General features: G+C 60.2%; 17 protein-coding genes and 1 tRNA gene. 2 read left to right on the forward strand and 16 right to left on the reverse strand.

The genetic code is table 11. From position 1 onward, the window contains the following. Entirely contained in the window at positions 1–1,044 is a 1,044-nt protein-coding gene (locus tag ACHZCU_RS02160) for a magnesium transporter (RefSeq protein ID WP_319517457.1), read from the reverse strand. Between the two features lie 237 nt (positions 1,045–1,281). Between ACHZCU_RS02160 and clcA the strand changes: the two genes are divergently transcribed. Then, positions 1,282–2,628 (forward strand): H(+)/Cl(-) exchange transporter ClcA, encoded by a 1,347-nt coding sequence (clcA, locus tag ACHZCU_RS02165; protein ID WP_394706089.1) that lies wholly within the window; start codon positions 1,282–1,284, stop codon positions 2,626–2,628. Positions 2,629–2,650: 22 nt separating this feature from the next. On the opposite strand, the gene ACHZCU_RS02170 is transcribed toward clcA, so the two are convergent. From ACHZCU_RS02170 to ACHZCU_RS02220, 11 genes are all read right to left on the reverse strand, one after another. Beyond that, a complete protein-coding gene (locus ACHZCU_RS02170; RefSeq protein WP_319517459.1) occupies positions 2,651–3,604 on the reverse strand; it encodes a formylglycine-generating enzyme family protein in 954 nt (317 codons plus the stop codon). 216 nt (positions 3,605–3,820) lie between these two features. Beyond that, positions 3,821–3,897: transfer RNA gene (locus ACHZCU_RS02175), tRNA-Pro, on the reverse strand. Positions 3,898–4,048: 151 nt separating this feature from the next. Then, positions 4,049–6,637, reverse strand: coding sequence for a cation:proton antiporter (locus ACHZCU_RS02180; RefSeq protein WP_319517460.1), 2,589 nt, complete (start codon positions 6,635–6,637; stop codon positions 4,049–4,051). 598 nt (positions 6,638–7,235) lie between these two features. Further along, the gene (locus ACHZCU_RS02185; protein ID WP_319517461.1) at positions 7,236–8,069 is read right to left on the reverse strand and encodes a polyphosphate kinase 2 family protein; all 834 of its coding nucleotides are present in this window, start codon (positions 8,067–8,069) and stop codon (positions 7,236–7,238) included. Between the two features lie 31 nt (positions 8,070–8,100). Further along, a complete protein-coding gene (locus ACHZCU_RS02190; protein ID WP_319517462.1) occupies positions 8,101–10,650 on the reverse strand; it encodes a plasma-membrane proton-efflux P-type ATPase in 2,550 nt (849 codons plus the stop codon). A 286-nt stretch (positions 10,651–10,936) separates the two neighbouring features. Continuing rightward, on the reverse strand, positions 10,937–11,461 hold the full coding sequence (locus ACHZCU_RS02195; protein WP_319517463.1) for a MerR family transcriptional regulator: 525 nt from the start codon (positions 11,459–11,461) through the stop codon (positions 10,937–10,939). A 105-nt stretch (positions 11,462–11,566) separates the two neighbouring features. Next, positions 11,567–11,911, reverse strand: coding sequence for an integration host factor subunit alpha (locus ACHZCU_RS02200; protein WP_106310646.1), 345 nt, complete (start codon positions 11,909–11,911; stop codon positions 11,567–11,569). A gap of 104 nt (positions 11,912–12,015) precedes the next feature. After that, entirely contained in the window at positions 12,016–12,984 is a 969-nt protein-coding gene (locus ACHZCU_RS02205) for a beta-ketoacyl-ACP synthase III (protein ID WP_319517464.1), read from the reverse strand. Between the two features lie 54 nt (positions 12,985–13,038). Next, positions 13,039–14,085: a phosphate acyltransferase PlsX gene (gene plsX / locus ACHZCU_RS02210; protein WP_106310692.1), complete on the reverse strand. Its 1,047-nt coding sequence runs from the start codon at positions 14,083–14,085 to the stop codon at positions 13,039–13,041. Positions 14,086–14,263: 178 nt separating this feature from the next. Further along, a complete protein-coding gene (locus ACHZCU_RS02215; protein ID WP_319517465.1) occupies positions 14,264–14,848 on the reverse strand; it encodes a DUF177 domain-containing protein in 585 nt (194 codons plus the stop codon). Further along, positions 14,841–15,395: a ubiquinol-cytochrome C chaperone family protein gene (locus ACHZCU_RS02220; RefSeq protein ID WP_319517466.1), complete on the reverse strand. Its 555-nt coding sequence runs from the start codon at positions 15,393–15,395 to the stop codon at positions 14,841–14,843. The genes ACHZCU_RS02215 and ACHZCU_RS02220 overlap by 8 nt, the downstream gene beginning before the upstream one ends. Positions 15,396–15,696: 301 nt before the next feature. Between ACHZCU_RS02220 and ACHZCU_RS02225 the strand changes: the two genes are divergently transcribed. Further along, positions 15,697–16,221 carry an outer membrane protein assembly factor BamE gene (locus tag ACHZCU_RS02225; protein ID WP_394706001.1) on the forward strand — a complete coding sequence of 175 codons (525 nt, stop codon included), beginning with the start codon at positions 15,697–15,699 and terminating at the stop codon, positions 16,219–16,221. Positions 16,222–16,325: 104 nt separating this feature from the next. On the opposite strand, the gene ACHZCU_RS02230 is transcribed toward ACHZCU_RS02225, so the two are convergent. The 4 genes from ACHZCU_RS02230 to glyA all read right to left on the reverse strand — a co-directional run bounded on the left by ACHZCU_RS02230 (position 16,326) and on the right by glyA (position 21,234). Continuing rightward, positions 16,326–18,461, reverse strand: a complete 2,136-nt coding sequence (locus tag ACHZCU_RS02230) for a sodium-translocating pyrophosphatase (protein WP_106310636.1) — start codon at positions 18,459–18,461, stop codon at positions 16,326–16,328. A 366-nt stretch (positions 18,462–18,827) separates the two neighbouring features. Further along, complete coding sequence (nusB, locus tag ACHZCU_RS02235) at positions 18,828–19,295, reverse strand: transcription antitermination factor NusB (RefSeq protein WP_319517467.1); 468 nt, start codon at positions 19,293–19,295, stop codon at positions 18,828–18,830. Positions 19,296–19,447: 152 nt separating this feature from the next. Then, positions 19,448–19,930: a transcriptional regulator NrdR gene (nrdR, locus tag ACHZCU_RS02240; RefSeq protein WP_106310632.1), complete on the reverse strand. Its 483-nt coding sequence runs from the start codon at positions 19,928–19,930 to the stop codon at positions 19,448–19,450. After that, positions 19,930–21,234, reverse strand: a complete 1,305-nt coding sequence (gene glyA / locus ACHZCU_RS02245) for a serine hydroxymethyltransferase (protein ID WP_319517468.1) — start codon at positions 21,232–21,234, stop codon at positions 19,930–19,932. The genes nrdR and glyA overlap by 1 nt, the downstream gene beginning before the upstream one ends. Positions 21,235–21,280 lie beyond the last annotated feature (46 nt).

Genomic DNA, 21,280 nt, shown 5'->3' on the forward strand with positions numbered 1-21,280 from the left:
CTACTGGTGGACGACGACGATACCGAGCATCATGGTGGTGATGGTGAAATAGAGCAGAAGCCCGGTCAGATCGACAATCGTGGTCAGTGCCGGACCTGAAACGACGGCGGGATCCTGCTTCACCGCAATGGCCCCGAGCGGCAGCAATGCGCCGATCAGCGTGGCCGAGACCACCTGAGCGGCCAGCGCAACGGCAATCGCCAGACCGATGCCCGAAAGTGTCAGCCCCTCCGGCACGTCGGCGACATTGGAGATCAGCACCACCTTGAGGAAGGCAAAGGCAAACAGCATCGCAGCCATCATCAACGACACCCGCATTTCCCGCCACATGATCGAAACGGCCTGGCTCCAGCGAATACTGCCGGTGGTCAGAACACGGGTGACGAGACTTGCCGACTGGGTGCCGACATTACCGCCGGTATCGGCAACCATCGGCATATAGAGCGCGAGGATCACCAGCGCATCGAGCGCGCTTTCGTAGATGTGGACGACATAGCCCGCGGCAAGACCGGCGATTGCCAACCCCAGCACCCAGGGAAAGCGGCGGCGGAAATCCGACCATACGGAATGTTCGAAATAATCATCATTGACCGCACCGGAAAGGCCGACAAAAACCTGGGCGTCCTCCTGAAGCGTATCCACCATGAAGCGGCTGGCTGTTGCACCTTCCACGGCGCCGACAAGCCGGTTTTGCGGATCCACGACCGGCATGAAATCACAGTCGCCCTCAACCATCTCGTGGGCCACGGATTCGGCGGACCGGCCGGATTGCGCCACCGGACCGTCAGTCCGTGCGATCTTTCCGACGGGTTCATCCGCCGGATGGCGCAAACAGTCATGCAGGCAGACGACACCGGCAAAAAGCCCCTGCGCATCACGAATGCAGGCCATCGTCGTGTGCCTGCCTGCCCTCTTGGAGAAAAGCTTCACGGCCTCGCCGCAGCTTGCGTCCGGCTTCAGCGTCAACGGTGAGGTATCGGTTATCCGCGCCAGCGGCGTCAGAGGAGCGCCCAGTTCAAAATCACCAGCTGTTGCATCCGTCACGGCAGAGCTCCTTTCAGTTTTCCCTTATGAAACAAAGCCGTTTGAAACCTTGATGACGGTTTGCCCAACAGGTGTGAACGACCCGCCGCCAAGGCTGGACTTCATTTCGCTTGTCTGCATACTGAGCCTGCGTGAAGGGGATGACACATGGCGCGCCTGCAACGCAAACAGGCATGACATACCCACTTTTCTGCTGATACTGACCCTTTGCAATCCGGCGCGTTCCTCATGGATGACATGTCACAGCTTCCCGATCAACCCGGCAACCGGCGCGCCGAGGCGCGTTTCATCATTCTGGCGGTGGCCGCGGGCATTCTGACCGGAACCGTCGGGTCGTTCTTCCATCTCGTCATCGACAGACTGCTGCGATGGCCGGAAGTGCTGACGCACCACCTGAACGGCGCGGTTCTGGTCGCGGCCGCCGCGGTCATCACCATGTGCATCACCGTTGCCTCGGTTTATATCGTGCGCCGTTATGCGCCCGAGGCGGGCGGCAGCGGCGTGCAGGAAATCGAAGGCGCGATGAGCAACCTGCGCACCGTGCACTGGCGCAGGGTTCTTCCGGTGAAATTCCTGACCGGTATTGCTGCATTGTCGTCAGGACTTGTGCTCGGCCGCGAAGGGCCGACGATCCATATCGGGGCGTCGCTCTCGGCAGCGATCACCGGTTTTTTCAAGGTCTCCGATGTCGAGCGGCGCGGGCTTCTGGGCGCCGGGGCTGCGGCAGGGCTTGCCTGCGCCTTCAACGCGCCGCTGGCGGCTGTGCTGTTCATCATCGAGGAAACCCACAGCCAGTTCCCCTACACATTCCGCACCTATATGGGCGTTATCGCCGCCGCCTTCTTTTCGACCGTGATGACAGAGGTCATCGGCGGCACGGCACCGGATTTCTCGATGTCGGTTCCCGCCCCCGCGCTCGCCCTTCTGCCGGCCTTCGTGCTGCTTGGATGCGTTCTGGGGGCCGTCGGCGTCAGCCTCAATGCCGCGCTCATGGCCGTGAGCGGCTTCGTCATACGCATGCACAAACACGTGCCCTTCCTGATGCCGGCGCTGATCGGCCTTGCCGTCGGGGCGATGTTCATCCTGTTTCCGCGCGCCGTCACCGGCGGCGAGAACGTGATTGTCATGATGGCGCGCGAACATCTGGCGCTGAGCGCGCTTCTGGGGCTTGCAGTGCTGCGTTACATCAGCATGGTGGCCAGCTATTCCACGGGCACGCCGGGCGGCATTTTCGCGCCGATGCTGGCGCTCGCCATCTGCATCGGTCTTGCCTTCGGCACTTCGCTCGAAGGCCTGCTACCTGCCGGAACCGCCGTGCCGCTCGCCTTCGGGATTGCGGCCATGGGCGGCCTGTTCTCCGCCTCCGTGCGCGCCCCGATTGTCGGCGTGGCGCTGACGCTGGAACTCACCGGCGCCTATACGATGACCATGCCGCTGATCGCCACCTGCCTGACGGCCAACCTGATCGCCCAGTGGCTCGGCGGCCATCCGATCTACGAGCAGCTTCTGGAACGCACCCTTGCACAGGCCGGCGTCCACCCCGAGCGCATGCCGAAAAAACGTTCGGGCACCGGTATTGCCTGAGCCGTGCCGTCAGGCCGACATGTCAGGCGTCGTAAGCGACACGAAAGCCGACATTGCTGGCCGCGCTATCCGGGGTGAGCGCCATGCGCGCGGCAATCCTGTAGCGGTAGCAATAGGAAATATGGCAGAGGAACGAGCCGCCCTTCAAGAGCCGCTCATCGGCGGCCACCGCATCGGCATTGCGCTTCTTGGCATGGCGTGACAGCGAGCGAATGCGATAGGGATCGGCGGTCCATTCCCAGACATTACCGGCCATATTGTAGAAACCGCCCTCATTCGGCTCGAAGGAGCGCGCGGGGGCTGTCGCCATATAGCCATCGGCCATCGTATTGTGATGCGGAAACTGTCCCTGCCAGATGTTGCAGAAGATGGTCTCGTCGTCCGGTTCGGCATTGCCCCAGGTGAACTTGCGGCCACGCACGCCGCCATGGGCGGCCCGCTCCCATTCCGCCTCGCTCGGCAACCGGCCGCCGACCCATTCGGCGAAAGCCTGCGCATCGGCAAGGGAAACCTGGGTCACGGGGTGGTCGAGCCTGTCATCGGTGTTGCTGCCCGGCCCCTCGGGCTGACGCCAGTACGCGCCATCGATACGCACCCACCAGGGCGTCGAAGGCGCATTGCCGTTCACATTGCTATCCGGCGGCAAAAGCCCGGCAAACACCGCCGACCAGCCGAAACGCTCCGCCTCGCTGACATAACCTGTCGCAGCCACAAAATCGGCAAAGCGGCGGACGGTCACCGCCTCGGCCTCAAGATGAAACGGATTGAGCTTGACGCTGCGCGCCGGGCCTTCGCCATCAAGCGGAATTTCAGGCTTGTCAGTGCCGACATGGCTGCGCCCGCCGGGAATGAAAATCGGATTGACCCGTTGGCCCGCCGTTACCGGCGCGTCACGCACCGTTGCGGCAGCGGCCGGCGGCGGCTCCGAGGCATTTCGAGAAACGGCGCAACAACTGCCCTTTACCGCATCCGTCATCATCTCTCCCTTCACAGAACCAGACTTCATCCGCCCCGGTTACATTGAAGCGATTTCTAGAACTTTTTAATCTGGATGAAAACCGTCTTCCCGTAACCGAACAAATCCGTCAAACGGCCATATGGCACCGTGATACCACGCAGAATGGTGACGTGACTTCAGACTCACATCGCCCATATCTGATTGTTTTATCAAGAAAATTGGGGGAAGTTTAAATGGTCGGGGTGGCGGGATTCGAACCCACGACCCCTTGACCCCCAGTCAAGTGCGCTACCGGGCTGCGCTACACCCCGACCAGCCATAACGGCCCGTCCCCATTAGACTTTCGGGTTTCTGCGCGCAAGAGGGAAATTGGGTTTCTTGAACAAAAACGGAAAAATAGCCCTGAAAGACCGGCAACGGGAACGGAAATCCCGTGCCCTGCCGAACGATACGCCTTGAATTCTAGCGTTCTGCAGTCGCCTTGCGCGCCTTGAGGCGCAGCGATCCGGCTTTGACCAGAATCGCGCGGATCGTGCCGGTCCGTTGTTCTTCCGGCTGGTCGAAAACTTCGCGTGGAATTTCGACGCCGCGCGCTGCCGCGCTTTCGATCACGGCCGTGCGGAATGTGCCTTCGCGCGCGACGAGCGTGCGAAAGGTGTGTTCGTCCAGCGTCAAAAGCGTGCAATCCGTCACCGCCGTAACCTGGATCGACCGGCGCCACCGGGCGAGCACAGCGAACTGGCCGAACAGATCGCCCTCCGTCAGCCTTATCTTCACGCCATCGGTCACGACATTCACTGTGCCTGCGGCAATGAACCAGACTTCGCGGGCCGAACTTTCCTTCCGCAATATCTGCTGACCGGGAGCGGCATAGACAATGCGGACCTTCTTGCCGAGCAGCTTGCGCTCCTTCTCGCTGAAATCGGCAAATGCGGCAAATCCGTCGATCGTGACGGATTTCTGTTGTCTGAGATCGAGAACGGGCCTGCCCTTCAGCCGCGCCCGACGGCTGTCGATGTCTGCACCGAGCGTGGAGCGCAGTTCGGGGCCGATCAACCCGTCTTCCACCAGCGCTTCATACTCGCCTTCCTCAAGCTGCAATGTGGTCCGCCGGATCAGCCGCCGCTCCAGCGCCTCCGCATAACCGGGGAACTGAAGGCGCAGGCTTTCCAGTTCCTGACGGGCCTCATCAAGACGACGGTTCAGCAATTCGTGCAGCAGATCGGCAATGCGCCGTCCATGGATGCGGCGAATGCGGTCATCGATGAACAGCGCCAAGCGCGGCAGCACCATTCCATAAAACACCAGAACGTCAAACCGGTCTTCCACGATGCGGGCAAGCGGCCGCGTGATGCCGAGGTAATTGTGCAGCAAGGTGGCAACCCGAAACCGCAGGCCGGTGACATAGGTCTGGCGCGCCGCCGTCCGGTAGCCGGCGCGTCCGCCTGTCCGCGTCGCCTCGATGATCCTGTCCGCGCCGATCACAAGGCGCTCTGCCAGATCGGCGGAGATCACCTGATTGCGATATTCATCAAGGACGGTATCGCGCTCATGCGCGGCAAGGGCCACAAGGCCCAGCGTGACGCGGTCCCTGTCCTGAAGCTGGTCCGTGGCGTCGGTCTTCGAGACGGCGTCATCGACACGCTCGGCAAACTGCTTGGCTTCGTCGCGGACGATCTCGCGCGTCAGGCCTAGATCGCGCGCGGTCTCGGCAACGCGCTCACGCACACTCTGCAATGCCACGGCAATCACCTGATTGGAGAGCGCAACATCCAGCGGGCTCAGCTGGTCAAGCCGCAGTTTCCTGATGATCCAGCGCAGCGTCGTGCCCTGCACAATCAGGGTGAAAAGGGTAAACCCGGTGGCAATCAGCCCGACCTGGTGTTTGACATCGGGTGGCACGAACCGGTTCTCGGTCACCGCCAGCGCCAGCGCCAGAGTGACGGCGCCGCGCAGACCGCCCCACAGGATCGCCACGCTGTAGGGACGCTCCATCTGCGGAGAAAGCCTGAAATGGGTGAGGACCGGCAATACACCGAAGAGGATGAGCGCGCGGGCAGCCAGCGCCGCGACAACCACGATCCCGATCAGCAGAACGTCATAAAGAACGAATTCCGACAGCAGCTTCGGGATCAGGATGGCCGCCAGAATGAAGATCAGTGACCCGGCCCAGTGAGCAATCAGATCCCATGTGGCGCGCATTTGCAGGTTCATTGCCGGTGTGAAACGGGCTGTCATATGCAGGTTGATGGTCAGGCCTGCCGCGACCACGGCAATCACGCCCGACGCCGACAGCTGCTCGGCCAGCAGGAAGGTGAGCGGCGGAACCGCCATCGATACAGACAGCTGCCCGCGCGGAAAATCCGGCATGCGGGCGATCACCTCAACCCCGATCCGGCCGAAGGCGATGCCGATCAGACCGCCGACCCCGGCAATCCACGGAAAGGTCAGCAGTGTGGGGCCGATTTCAGGATTGGCGACATTGACGGTCACAAAGCCCAGAAACAGTGAAAACAGGGCGATGGCCGCCGCGTCATTGAGCAGACTTTCGCCTTCGACAATCCGTGCCAGCCGCTGGGGCGACGGCGTCGCCTTGAAAATCGAGACGACGGCCGAGGGATCGGTTGTCGAAACGATCGCGCCGATCAGCAGGCAGCCGGCAAGCGGCAGGCCGGCCACCGGATAAAGTGCAAAGCCGACGGCGAGCATTGCCACAAACACCGCGAAGACGGCCAGCACCAGGATCGGCACCCAGTCATCGAGCATGCGCCTGATGTCGATATTGAGCGCCACCTGAAACACCAGCAGCGGCAGAAACACATTCAGAAAGAAACTCGCCCGGATCGGCAGGTTGAGTATGCCGAGTGCCAGCGGGTTGAGCGCATTGGTCAGGTTCGTCTGCCAGAAGAAGGTGGCGGCAACGCCGATGCCGATGCCCATACCGGCAAGGATCACCGAATAAGGCAACCGCAGACGCGCGGCCAGCGGTTCGCTCAAACCAATGACCGCGAATATGCCTGCTGCTATGGCGACAAGTATCGCGAGATCCACCCCGCACTCCCTTTCCCGAACGCACGACCCGACCGAAGCCACGGCCTTACCGAAGCCATGAACGATTTCAGCTTCTTCCTTAGCCGAAATCAGGCATGCGAGTCAGCAATCGCAGCATGTTTTTGACATGCGGATTGAAGGAAGCCGCGGAAATTCAGAACAGGAAAGAAAACCCAATCGCTGCAAGAGCGATCAACAGGACGATAAAGACCGCGATCCAGAATCCGTAGCGATTGGCCGGTCTGGTCGGCATTGTACAGGCTGTACAAAATGCCTGACCGAAACGAAGGTGGTGTCCGCAAAACTTGCAATGGAAAAGCCGCATTTCGCTGCGTCCTTCTGTAAGGCATCAACGTCAATGACCACAACGGCCAGATAGGGGCTTGGCTTCAGGCGCTTTTCGCTTCTTCTGGACGAGGTCGCGTCATGCATACTGACGCAATGCAGCATAAAAATGCCGATCGAATATTAGCACAAACTCATCTAAACGGAATCTATCGCATAATTTTGACATTTGACAAGACGACGTTTTGCACTGCAGCGCAAACACCGCGGCGTATTTTATGGAAAAAGCCCGTCCTACCCGACGGGCCGTGGCCTATCCGTTGCGGATGGCGTGGTGATATTTGCGGTAGATTTCGTGCAGATCGACGCTCGGTTCGGGCGTTTCGATCCGCATATCGACAAGGGCCTGATGGATGATGTTGGCCGCAGCCAGATTGCGAAACCATTTCCGGTTTGCCGGCAGCACATACCAGGGGGCATGTTCGGTCGAGCACTTCGACAACATATCTTCATAAGCGGCGATATATTCATCCCAGCGTTCGCGTTCGGAATAATCCGAACCGGAAATCTTCCACTGGCGTTCCTTGTCCTCCAGGCGCTTTTCGAACCGGTCCAGCTGTTCGTCCCTGGAAATATAGAGGAAGAACTTGACGATGCTCACGCCGTTTTCGCTGAGGAATTCCTCGAAGTGATTGATCTGGCGGTAGCGTTTCGACCAGACATGCTCCGGCACGAGATTGTGGACCCGCGCCACCAGAACATCTTCATAATGCGAGCGGTTGAAAACCCCGACCTGCCCCATGGCCGGCGTGCGCTGATGCACGCGCCACAGGAAATCATGTGCCTTTTCGATTTCCGTCGGCTGCTTGAAGCTTGCAACATAGGTGCCCTGCGGGTTCATCGCCCGGATCACATGCCAGCACACGCCGTCCTTGCCGGCGGCATCAATGCCCTGCAGCACGATCAGGAGGGCATGTTTCTTTTCGGCGTAAAGCTTTTCCTGCAACGGCGTGATCTCATCAAGAACCTCAGCCAGCGCGTCCTTGCCGGCCGCCTTGTTCCTGATATCGCCGTGAAAGGACGGGTCGATATCCGCCAGCTTGACGGAACTTCCCGGTTTGATCATCAGCTTTTCGCCAAAATCCATCAGCGCACCTCCCTTGCATTCCCTGTCAAGTCTAGCGGAACAACCGTTTATTGACCACGTCTATGGACATTGCCCGCCGGGCACTGCGGTTTTCGAGCACATGGTCAATGCCGATCCTGACAAGCCCGATAATGAACAGCCAGACAATCAGGTAAACCCACACGAGGCCGATAAGTTTCCAGGGAATTTGCGGAACGAGAATGCCGAAGCCGCACATCAGCACCGCCACGAGTTGGGTCGCGACAATGGCGATGACCAGCGGCTTTGCCGGATAGGGCCGCTTCATGAACCAGTTTTCCTTGCGGCTGACCAGCATCAGAAGGTGCCCGCCGGCCACCAGTTGCAGGAACATCATCGATTGCAGATGCGACTGGTCCGTCAGACCAAGCCCCAGCCAGCGGGCCGGTTCCGACAGCACCTCCATGCCCATCAGCAGCAGACCGAAAGACTGGACGATGGACGCAAAGCCGAGAACTGCGGACACGCTCAAAAGATGCGGCATGCGCCATCGGATCGGCTGATCGGACACGCTGGTATTGTCATAGGCCACCGTCATGATCGGAATATCGTCCAGCAGCGACATCAGCACGATCATGATCGGCGTCAGCGGCTGAACGCCGAGGAAGATGGTCGAGAGCACCACGAGAAACATGATGTCCATGGTCAGCGCCACCCGATAGATCGTGTAGCTGGTGATCCGCCCGAAAATCCGCCGGGCCTCGTCGACGGCGTTCTGGATCACCGAAAGGCCGGGCGCCGTCAGGATCAGCGCTGCAGCGCTGCGGGCAGCATCGGTCGCACCGGAAACCGCAATGCCGCAATCGGCCTGTTTCAGCGCCGGCGCATCATTGACGCCGTCGCCGGTCATGGCCACCAGATGGCCGTTTTTCTGGAACGTCTTGACGATGGCATATTTATGCTCGGGAAACACGCGGGCAAAACCATCCGCCGTCAATATCCGGTTGGCGATAGAACCGGGCACATTGTCCGGGTCCATGTCTTTCGGAAACACTTCCGCTGCCGGCAATATATTGGTGCCGAGGCCGAGCTGACGCGCGGTTTCCTTTGCAATCGCGGTATCGTCGCCGGTGATCATCTTCACCTCGACGCCCTTGGCCCGGACATTCTCGATCGTCTGTTTCGAATCGTCGCGCGGCGGATCGAACATCGGCAGGATGCCGAGAAGTTTCCAGCTTGCACCGCCATCATCGGACCGGGCAACGGCCAGCGCACGATAGCCCTTCGCGCCCAGTTCAGCGACATGCGCATCGACCTCATCGGCCACCGCCTGCTCCGCTTTGGCCAGCAGGACGATGGCATGCGGCGCGCCCTTCGATGTCAGGAAGGCCGTGCCATCCGGCCCCGTCACCGCCGCTTCGGTCCGTTTCGACACCGGATCGAACGGCGTGAACTTGCCGACCGCGTACTGATCAAGAACCGACCTGTCGGCAAGCGCACCGATTACCGCACCATCGATCGCATCGCCATCCTCGGCGCGCGAGGCCAGAGCGCCTGCCAGCACGATATCCGCCGCATCGGCACCGCCAACGGGAATCGGATCGCCAAGGGTCAGGATATTCTTTGTCAGCGTACCGGTCTTGTCGGAGCACAAGATGTCCGCACCCGCCATTTCGTCAATGGATGAGAGGCGCGAAACGATCGCCTTTTCCTTGGAAAGCGCCAGCGCGCCAAGCGCCATGGTGATGGAAAAAACCGCCGGCATCGCTACCGGAATGGAGGCAACCAGCAGCACCAGCACGAATTGCAGAATGCCGAGCGCATCGGCAAGCCCCCAGGCGTCGGTCTGGACGATATCGACATAGACCTGAACGGCAACCATGATCAGCGCCAGCACCACGGCGACCACGATCAGGAAATTGCCGATCTGGAACATCGCCTTTTGCGCCTGGCTGACGGCCCCTGCCCCGGCCACCAGCTTGGCGGTGCGGCCGAAGAAGGTTTCCGACCCGGTGGCGGTGACGACAGCGGCCATTTCGCCCTGTTTCACCACGCTGCCCGAATAGGCGATATCGCCGACCGTCTTGTTGACCGGCAGCGATTCCCCCGTCAATGCAGCCTGATCGATCGAGGCGTATTCCCCCGACACCAGACGGACATCGGCGGGAACAATGCCACCGAGCCTGATCTTGATGATATCGCCGGGCACCAGGGTCGACGCATCGATGACGGAAAACCTTCCGTCCCGAAGCGCCGTTGCCTGCGGCGCGAGCGAGTTCTTCAGCGCTGCCAGTGCACTCGTCGCCTTGCTGTCCTGATAGAATTCGAGACCGGCATTGAAGACCAGCAGACCGAAAATGATGAAGAAATCGCCCCAGTCTCCCAGAATCAGCGAAACCAGGGCAGCGGCCTCGATCATGAACGCGATCGGCCCGACAAAATGCCCGGCGATTTGTTTGAAAAGACTGACCTTTTCTTCCGGCAGCGCATTCGGGCCATATTGCGCAAGCCGCTCTCTCGCCTCGGCCTCGGCAAGTCCCTTTTCCGGGTCGACGCCAAGCTTTTCGAGAACCGCGTCGACAGGCATGGTCTCCAGGTCACTGGACGCTGCATTTTCCGCCATCATCATTCTCCAGCATAATGGCGTACCGCGTCAGGCATCCTGCCGCGATGCGCAAACTTGCCTCCAAAAGCCGCTCTTTCTTATCGAAAAATAACGGCCTGCCACCTAGAGTGGAAGCAGAATGAGGCGGTTTTGGCAATACCGGAGAATGGATTCCCCGCTGCGGGGACACTATAGCGCAGTTATGAAGACACGATCTTGACACCCGTCAGACGTCGCCGGCACAGGTTCCACAATAGCGCTTTTCCGTTTTGAAAACAGCGGCCCAAACGGGCAAGACCTCAGTTCAGCGAACCTGATCGAGCAGGCGCTTGCATTCGAGAAGGTCGTAGAGCACCTCCTGCAGCAAGGCATCGTCGGAGCGGGTAATGCCGGAGGCCGGATCAACGTCGCCCTCTTCATCCTTCTTCCGGCGAAAGAACCCGGTACCACCCGATTTTTTCGGGCGGCCGACGACCTGATCGTCGTCGAAGATGGAAGGCTGATCTTCTTCCACCCTGCGTTCGGGCTGGGGCGCCAGGGCCTCGACAAGCTCGGCATCGCCACTGCCGATAGCGGTGACGAAACGGTTGCCGTTGCTTTTCAGAAGCTTCTGCACACCCTTGATGGTGTAGCCGTGATCATAGAGGAGATGGCGGATGCCCTTCAGAAGCTCGATGTCTTCCGGGCGGTAGTAGCGGCGGCCGCCGCCCCGCTTCATCGGCTTGACCTGCGTGAAGCGCGTTTCCCAGAAGCGCAGCACATGCTGCGGCAGTTCCAGTTCTTCCGCCACTTCCGAAATGGTGCGAAACGCCTCGGGAGACTTGTCCATGATGTTCAAACGTCCTCGCCAACCACAGTGATCGAATCAAGCGTATTTCAACCCGATCACCGTCGAAAGACAAGATGCCGCGTCAAACACCCCCAGAGCAGATGCTCAGGACGCAGTCTTCTGGGCCGCTTTTTCCGCACGCTGCTTGCGATTGAGATGCGCCTTCAGAATTTTCTGCTTCAGCACGTTCGAGGCCTTGAAGGTCATGACCCGGCGCGGGGAGATCGGAACCTCCTCACCGGTTTTCGGATTTCGGCCGATGCGTTCATTCTTGTCGCGCACCTGAAATGTCGCGAACGAGGAGAGCTTGACCGTTTCCCCCTTCACGATTGCATCACAGATTTCATCGATCACAGTTTCGACCAGTTCCGCCGATTCCGTACGAGACAGTCCCACTTTACGGAACACCGACTCGGCCAGATCCGCACGCGTCACAGTTTTGCCAGGCATTACCGCATCCCAAGCTTGTCTAATTTCCCCTTGGCCAAGACACTATTGCCGTGTGGCAAAACGGTCAAGCGCATCAAGGAACTCAATTCCGTCCCAGACAGAGATTACCAGCGCAAAAGCACCGCGCCCCAGGTAAATCCGCCGCCCATGGCCTCAAGCATCACCATATCGCCGCGCTGGATCCGGCCGTCGCCGGCTGCCGTCGCCAGTGCCAGCGGGATCGAGGCCGCCGATGTGTTGGCGTGCTGATCCACGGTCACAACCACCTTGTCCATCGGAATGCCGAGCTTTTTGGCCGAGCCTTCGATGATCCGGCGGTTGGCCTGATGCGGCACCAGCCAGTCAAGCTGATCGATATCGATCTTCGCTTCTGCGAAAGCCGCCTCGATCACATCGGTGATCATGCCCACGGCATGTTTGAAAACCTCGCGGCCCTCCATGCGCAGGTGGCCGATATCGCCGGTGGTCGAAACCCCACCATCGACATAAAGCTTCTTGCAATGGGCGCCATCGGAGCGAAGGCTGGCGGCGATAATCCCGCGTTCTCCGGCAGCGCTGTCTTCCTGCGCCTCGAGAATGACCGCACCGGCGCCATCGCCGAACAGCACGCAGGTTGTCCGGTCGGTCCAGTCCAGAAGGCGCGAGAATGTTTCGGCGCCGATCACCAGCACACGCCGCGCCCGTCCGGCGCGGATGTAATTGTCCGCCGTCGTCAATGCATAGACGAAGCCCGAGCACACCGCCTGCATGTCGAAGGCAAAACCGTGCTGCATGCCGAGACGGCTCTGGATATTCACCGCCGTTGCCGGAAAGGTGTTGTCGGGCGTCGAGGTCGCCACCACGATCAGGTCGATATCGTCCGGCGTCAGGCCGGCATTGTCGAGAGCCCTGCGCGCGGCCTGTTCGCCAAGCGAGGCCGTGGTTTCATCCGGACCTGCAATGTAGCGCTGGCGGATGCCGGTGCGCTGTTGGATCCAGCTGTCGGATGTATCCACCAGCTGCCGCAGTTCTTCATTGGTCACCACACGCTTTGGCAGCGCAGCCCCGAAACCGCAAACGACAGAACGGATCATATTGTTATTCCTTGTTGGCGGGCATAGCGGCGAAAAACCGTCTGCCCATCCGCGTCAAGCCGCTTCCGGCCCCATGGGTGATTCATTACGCGCATGATACTCACTCAGATCATGCTGGATCTTAGCCTGAAGCCCGTTGTGCACCATGTCGTAAGCCACCTCGATGGCCGAGGCATAACCTTCGGCATCGGTGCTGCCGTGACTCTTGATGACAATGCCGTTGAGCCCGAGAAAGACGCCGCCATTGACTTTTCGCGGATCAAGCTTCTCACGCAGCATGTGAAACGCGCCGCGGGCAAAAAGATAGCCGATCCGTGACATCAATGTGCGCGACATGGCCGAACGTAGATATTGCGCGATCTGCCGGGCCGTGCCCTCCGCCGTTTTCAGGGCAATATTGCCGGTAAAGCCTTCGACCACGAACACGTCGACCGTGCCGCGGCCAAGGTCGTCGCCTTCCACAAAGCCGGCATAATCGAGATTGTCGATATCGGCTTCACGCAGAAACTTTCCGGCTTCCTTGACCTGCTCGACGCCCTTGACCTCCTCGACGCCGACATTCAGCAGGCCGATGGTCGGCTTTTTCAGTTCGAAAAGCGCGCGCGCCATCGCCCCGCCCATGAGCGCGAAATCGAGAAGCTGCTTGGCGTCGGCGCCGATGGTGGCGCCGATGTCGAGAACAATGCTTTCACCCTTCAGCGTCGGCCAGATGCCGGCGATCGCCGGACGGTCGATATCCGGCATGGTTTTCAGACAGAACATCGCCATGGCCATCAGCGCACCGGTATTGCCGGCCGAAACCGCCACGTCGGATTCCTTGTCCTTGACCGCCTCGATTGCCTTCCACATGCTGGAAACATTGCGGCCGCGCCGCAGCGCCTGGCTCGGTTTTTCGTCCATACCGACGGCGATTTCGCAGTCGACCACACGCGCCTGATCCTTGAGTTTGGGATAGGACGCAAGAAGCGGTTCAATAACGGACGACTTGCCATAAAGTATGTAGCTGATGTCGGGGTGCCGCGTCAGCGCCTGGGCAGCGCCAGCAACGGCAACTTCCGGACCGACATCTCCGCCCATGGCATCAATGGAAATTCTAATCAAACGTTCGAGATCCCTGTTTGCACGCATCCGGAGAAGCCGGGCCAAAATACCGTTTTTGCTGCGGGAGACAACTACCGCCGTGTAAAAACCGCAATTTACGTGCGTTTTGCCGAAAGCCCTATCCGCGACGCCGCAACGCGCGGCGCCGAAAGGACCATAACCCCCTCGCCTTTTACGGCTATTTCGATCCTCCGCCCTTCCAGTCCTTCAATGCCGCAAACGGCGATCCCCTGTCTGCAACCGCGTCTTCGCCGTCATCTTCATCGATCACTTCGGACGGCAGTTCGGCATCCGGCTTGCGCGGATAGGGATCGATCGCAAGGCCAAGCATCTCGATCACGACAGCGGCAAGGTCGATATCGCTGCCGGTGAACGGTTCGGGATCATCCGGCCCTTCGGGATCGACGAGCAATTCGCCTTCCGCATTGATCTTGCGTTTGAACTGCCGCGAGTTTTCCGGAAGATAGGTCGCATCGACCGGCTCCGAGAAATCGGTCTCGATCGGCTCCAGCGTCACGACGCAGGACTGCACGACATGCGCCCTGACCTCGCCCCGGACCCTTACGCCTTCGCGCCGCCAGGGCGTGATCCTGAGATCGGCCGAAAGGCTGGTCACGGCATCGACTTCCAGAAAACCGGCAAGCCGCTCCAGTTCGTCACCTTCCACATCGATACGCATTTCGAACGGCACGGCGGCCGCCCGCGCGACCGTGAAGGGGCGCGAAAACGGCAGCGTTATCTCGTTCGCATTCTTGTCAGACACGTCCTGTCTCCATGCTTTCGGGCACGAGGAAGCTTACCATCCCCGTTTCCACGACAATTTCATCGGTTTGCTCCAGATGATCGGCGTTTTCCAGCATCCAGCGGGAAAGTTCCGCCATTTCTGTAGTCTCGCCATCGTCGGAATGAATATTGTGAGCCAGCGCAATGGCAAGCTGTTCCAGGTCACGTTCCTGAAGACAGCGCATATAACGCTCCAGGCGACCGTAGAACATGCCGGCCAGCTTTTTCATTCGCTTGGGCACCGAATTATCGCCGACGCCCAGTTCACGGATTGAATAGTCGATATCCATGAAAAACGCATCCACAACCTCCTGCGCCATCTGCTTGCCGCTTTCCGATGATTTCGAGGTTCGTCCGAGAAACAGGATCATCACCACCGAAAGCATCTCGAAACGGCCCATCACGGTATCGGGCACGCCATAATCGGTGAAAAAGCAGGGCTGCCGCGCCGTCGCCGTGATCACGCCATATTGGCGCTGCACGATTTGCTTGTTGCTACGGTTTCTGCCGAAAATCCTGAGGATCATCCCACTCTCTTCAATCCGCTATAACGTCTGGCCGCAATCCGCCCGCCACAATTGCATCCGGGCAAAAGCTGGTTTATCCATTTGAGTTGGAAAACGCGAGGCTTCGAGGTATTCCGGCGACAGGCGGTCTGTGCTTCCAAAACGAACCATGGTCAATGGTAGTTTGCGCGCCGCCCGCCCGCAACCGGGAAATCGTTGTCCAGGCCGGCCTTCGCTGAAGGTGGCGTTTGCAAATTGAAACGAAGACAGCCGCAAGGTGTTTATCTGCGGCCCAGAAAAAGCTTTGCCAGGGAGTGTACGTTTGAAGACGCGCCGACAGTATTTTGATTTCAGACCGGTTCGACCGGCTGCCGCGGGTGCATTGTTTGCCGTCGCGCTTCTGACCGCAGGTTGCTCGACGAGCGACATTATCGGCTCCAAGGACGTGTTTTATCAGGGCTATGTCATCGATGAAGAGCGCTTGCAGCTGGTCAAGGAAGGCTCCAGCCGCGAGCAGGTCGTCCTGACGCTGGGCGAACCGTCGACAACGGCAACCTTCGATAACGAGGTGTTCTTCTACATTTCGCAGAGGAAGGAACGGCGCTTCGAATTCCAGAAGCCGCGCCTCGTTGGTCAGGAAATCCTCGCCATCTATTTCAACAATAATGGCCGCGTGGACAGGATCGCCCGCTACACGCTGCAGGATGGTCGCGTCGTCGACATGGTTTCCGATACCACGCCGACCGGCGGCAAGGACATCACCTTCATCCAGCAGATCCTGCAGGGCTCCGGCTCCAGCGCCGCCCGCGACTTCTTCGGCACCAATAGTAACGGCGCCATTCAGTAAAGAGCGCACCGAAGAACCAAATGCAAAGACCCCGCTGTCGACAGCGGGGTCTTCTTTTTTTGGAATTTCCGGCGGAGAGGTCCCCGCCGGAAAAGGTCTTTCGATCAGGCCAGAACCGCCAGCAGCAGCAATGCCACGATGTTGGTGATCTTGATTGCCGGGTTCACGGCAGGACCGGCCGTATCCTTGTAGGGATCGCCGACCGTATCGCCGGTGACGGAGGCCTTGTGGGCATCCGAGCCCTTTTCGTGGGTCGCGCCGTCAGCATCGACGAAACCATCCTCGAAGCTCTTCTTGGCGTTGTCCCAGGCGCCGCCGCCGGAGGTCATCGAGATGGCGACGAACAGGCCGTTGACGATCACGCCGAGAAGCGAAGCGCCGAGTGCGGCAAAGGCCGAGGCTTTCGAGCCGGACATCAGCCAGACGCCGAAGAACACGACCAGCGGGGCCAGAACCGGCAGCAGCGACGGGATGATCATCTCGCGGATCGCAGCCTTGGTCAGCATATCGACCGCGCGGCCATAATCCGGCTTTTCAGTGCCGCCCATGATGCCGGGCTTTTCCTTGAACTGCCGGCGCACTTCGCTGACAACGGCGCTGGCCGCCCGGCCAACCGCCGTCATGGCGATGCCGCCGAACAGGTAGGGGATCAGCCCGCCGAAGATCAGGCCGGCCACCACATAGGGGTTCGACAGCGAGAACGAGATATCGCCCATATTCGCATAAAAGGGATATTGATCGCCATTGGCCGCGAAATAGGAGAGGTCGTTCGAATAGGCCGCAAACAGCACCAGCGCACCGAGACCGGCCGAACCGATGGCATAGCCCTTGGTGACGGCCTTGGTTGTGTTGCCGACGGCATCCAGCGCATCGGTGGATTTGCGCACGTCCGGATCGAGACCTGCCATTTCGGCAATACCGCCGGCATTGTCGGTGACCGGACCAAAGGCGTCGAGCGCTACGATCATGCCGGCAAGGCCGAGCATGGCGGTAACCGCGATACCCGTGCCGAACAGGCCGGCAAGCTGGTAGGTCGAGATGATGCCGCCGCAGATCACGATTGCCGGAAGGGCCGTCGCCTCAAGCGAAACGGCAAGGCCCTGGATGACATTGGTGCCGTGGCCGGAGACCGATGCCTGGGCAATCGAAACCACCGGACGTTTGCCGGTTCCGGTATAATATTCGGTGATCACCACGATCAGCGCGGTGACGATCAGGCCGACAATACCGCAGATGAACAAGGCCCAGCCGGTGATTTCGCGACCGGCAACCTCGCCGAGACTACCGAAGCCGACCGTCGCCCAGGTGGCGATGCCGAGGCCCACGATCGACAGAATACCGGTCACGATCAGACCGCGATAAAGCGCGCCCATGATCGAACCGTTGGCGCCGAGCTTGACGAAGAAGGTGCCGACGATCGAGGTCAGGATGCAGACCGCGCAAATGGCGAGCGGCAGCAGCATGACATCCGCCAGGATGGCGGTTCCGCCGAAGAAGATGGCGCCGAGCACCATGGTGGCCACGACCGAAACCGCATAGGTCTCGAACAGGTCGGCGGCCATGCCGGCGCAGTCACCGACATTGTCGCCAACATTGTCTGCAATCGTTGCCGGGTTGCGCGGATCGTCTTCCGGGATCCCCGCTTCGACCTTGCCGACAAGGTCGCCGCCGACGTCTGCCCCCTTGGTGAAGATGCCGCCGCCCAGACGCGCGAACACCGAAATCAGCGAAGCGCCGAAGCCGAGCGCGACCAGCGAGTCGATGACTTCGCGATCGGCCGGAGCATGGCCCATGACAGCGGTGAGGACGTAGTAATAGACCGAGACGCCGAGAAGGGCGAGACCGGCGACCAGCATGCCGGTGATCGCGCCGGATTTGAACGCGATATCAAGGCCCGCCGGCAGGCTGTAGGAGGCCGCCTGCGCGGTGCGGACATTGGCGCGCACCGAAACATGCATGCCGATGAAGCCCGCCGCCCCCGACAGCACCGCCCCGATGACGAAGCCGATTGCAGCACTCAGGGAGAGCAGCAGCCAGGCCAGAATGAAGACGACCACGCCCACGATCGCAATCGTTGTATACTGGCGCGTCAGATAGGCCTGCGCCCCTTCTCGAATGAAGCCCGCGATTTCCTTCATGCGCGGGGTTCCCTGATCGGCGACCATCACCGAGCGCGTCGCCCAAAGGGCGTACACAATCGACAACAGGCCGCAGACAATCACGGCAAGCAGTATCGTCATTTCTCGCTTTCCTTCCCTCTACGGCTGGAACCGGAGCAGTGTTCTTCGCACCCGTCCGGCTCAGCCGAAATTGCTCATCGGGCGCATTGCAAGCTGTCGGAAAACCATCTCATGACAGCAAAACAAACCGCACCGTTTCAAACCACCAAGCGCCTCATTCCCTCCACACGCCCCGCGGAAATCCGAGAGTGCTGTGGAGCGAACGAAGCGTCAAGGGCTTCGGGGACACATTAGAACGCTGCTAAGGAGAGAGACTTTGCGATAACGCAAAGAAAACGAAGAAATCAAACGATTTAAAAACCGCAGGAAACCGGCATTGTCCCGGCCTGAGCCGAATGCCCGCCGGGCAGGCAGTCGGCAGGAGGATCAGGCCTGTCCGGGCTGACCGCGCTCACGCCGGGCGATACGGTCAAGCACGGCATTGACCAGCTTGCCCTCGTCGCCCTCGAAGAAAGCCGTGGCGATCTCGACATATTCCGTCACGATGACGGCAGTCGGAACATCCGGCTTGCTCATGATCTCGAACACGCCGGCACGCAGAATGGCCCGCAAGGTGGAATCAAGGCGCGACAGCGTCCAGCCTTCGGAGATCGAATCCGAGATCTTGGGATCGAGCGCCTTCTGATCGCGAACCACGCCGGTGACAATCGAGCGGAACCAGGCGGGATCGGCCTTCAGGTAGACGTCACCATCGATTTCCTTGCCGAGACGGTAGACCTCATACTCTGCAAGCACATCGGCAAGCGCCGTGCCTGCCAGATCCATCTGATAGAGCGCCTGAACGGCGGCAAGGCGCGCTGCACCCCGCTGGTTTGCGGTCTTTTCGGTCGTCATGGGTCTCCTCGCATTCCGAAAGGATGCGGTCATTTTCAAGGGCCGCGCAACATCGCCAGCCTGTCATTACGAGCGGCTTAACCACGCCTGCGGGTCAGTTGCAAGTGTTTTGCTGTTTCAGATCGGCTATGACGGGCAGAATTGCACTGCGCTCAAAGCTCGCCTGTCTCCGAATCGCGCGCAAGTTTGGCCGAAAACTCGGCGATGATTTCCTCGAAATCTTCCGTTGTCGAGAAATCGCGATAGACCGAGGCAAAGCGCACGAAGGCGACATCGTCGAGATTTTTCAGCGCCTCGAGCACCAGAAGCCCGATTTCTTCGGACTGGATTTCAGGCTCGCCCGCACTTTCCAGCCGCCGGACAATGCCGGAAACGGCGCGTTCGATGCGCTCGCGCTCGACCGGACGTTTCCTGAGCGCGATCTCGAAGGAACGCACCAGCTTGTCGCGGTCGAAGGGCACCTTGCGGCCATTCTTCTTGACCACGACGAGCTCGCGCAGCTGCACGCGCTCGAACGTGGTGAAGCGCCCGCCGCAATCGGGACAGACACGCCTGCGGCGGATGGACGTATTGTCCTCCGCCGGGCGCGAATCCTTGACCTGGGTGTCAGGCGAATTGCAGAACGGGCAGCGCATCAGCCCATATAGCCATACATCGGGAAACGGTCGGTCAGAGCGACGACCTTTTCACGCACGGCTTTTTCAACCGCCGCATTGCCCTCGTCGGAATTGGACTCCTTGAGCCCGTCCAGCACCTCGACGATCAGCTTGCCGATCTCGCCGAATTCGGCTTCGGTGAAGCCGCGGGTGGTGCCGGCCGGCGCGCCGAGACGAACGCCGGAGGTGACGAAAGGCTTTTCCGGATCGAAGGGAATGCCGTTCTTGTTGCAGGTGATATAGGCGCGGCCAAGGGCAGCCTCGGCACGCTTGCCGGTGGCATTCTTCGGCCTGAGATCGACCAGCATGGAGTGGTTGTCGGTGCCACCGGAAACGACGTCGAGACCGCCTTCCATCAGCGAAGCGGCAAGCGCCCGCGAATTCTTCACCACCTGTTCGGCATAGGCCTTGAATTCGGGCTGCAGCGCCTCGCCGAAGGCCACGGCCTTGGCGGCGATCACATGCATCAGCGGACCGCCCTGAAGGCCGGGGAACACGGCGGAATTGATCTTCTTGGCGATGTCGGGATCGTTGGTCAGCACCATGCCGCCGCGCGGGCCGCGCAGCGACTTGTGGGTGGTCGTGGTCACGACATGGGCATGCGGGCACGGCGAAGGATGCGCGCCACCGGCGACGAGTCCGGCAATATGGGCCATGTCGACCATCAGGTAGGCGCCGACCGAATCAGCGATCTCGCGGAAACGCTTCCAGTCCCACACGCGCGAATAGGCCGTGCCGCCGGCAATGATCAGCTTCGGACGGTGCTCTTCGGCCTTTTTGGCGACCTCGTCCATATCGATGAGGTTGTCCTCGCGGGAAACGCCGTAGGAGACGACATCGAACCATTTGCCCGACATGTTGACCGGCGAGCCATGGGTCAGGTGACCACCCGAGTTGAGGTCGAGGCCCATGAAGGTATCGCCTGGCTGCAGAAGCGCGAGGAACACGGCCTGGTTCATCTGCGAGCCGGAATTCGGCTGCACATTGGCGAACTCGACGCCGAACAGCTTCTTGGCGCGCTCGATCGCCAGTTCCTCGGCGATGTCGACGAACTGGCAGCCGCCGTAATAGCGCTTGCCCGGATAGCCCTCGGCATATTTGTTGGTCATGATGGAGCCCTGCGCCTCAAGCACAGCGCGCGAGACGATATTTTCCGAAGCGATCAGCTCGATCTCGTGGCGCTGGCGGCCCAGCTCCTTGCCGATCGCATCGAAGATCTCCGGATCGGTGTCGGCAAGCGTGCGGTTGAAGAAGTTTTCAGTAAACACAGTCTGGCTTGTCATCGCGGGTTCCTCAATTGTGGCGGGCGGAAGCGTTCTAGCGTCCGCT

Source organism: uncultured Martelella sp., assembly GCF_963677965.2.
GTDB lineage: Bacteria > Pseudomonadota > Alphaproteobacteria > Rhizobiales > Rhizobiaceae > Martelella > Martelella mangrovi.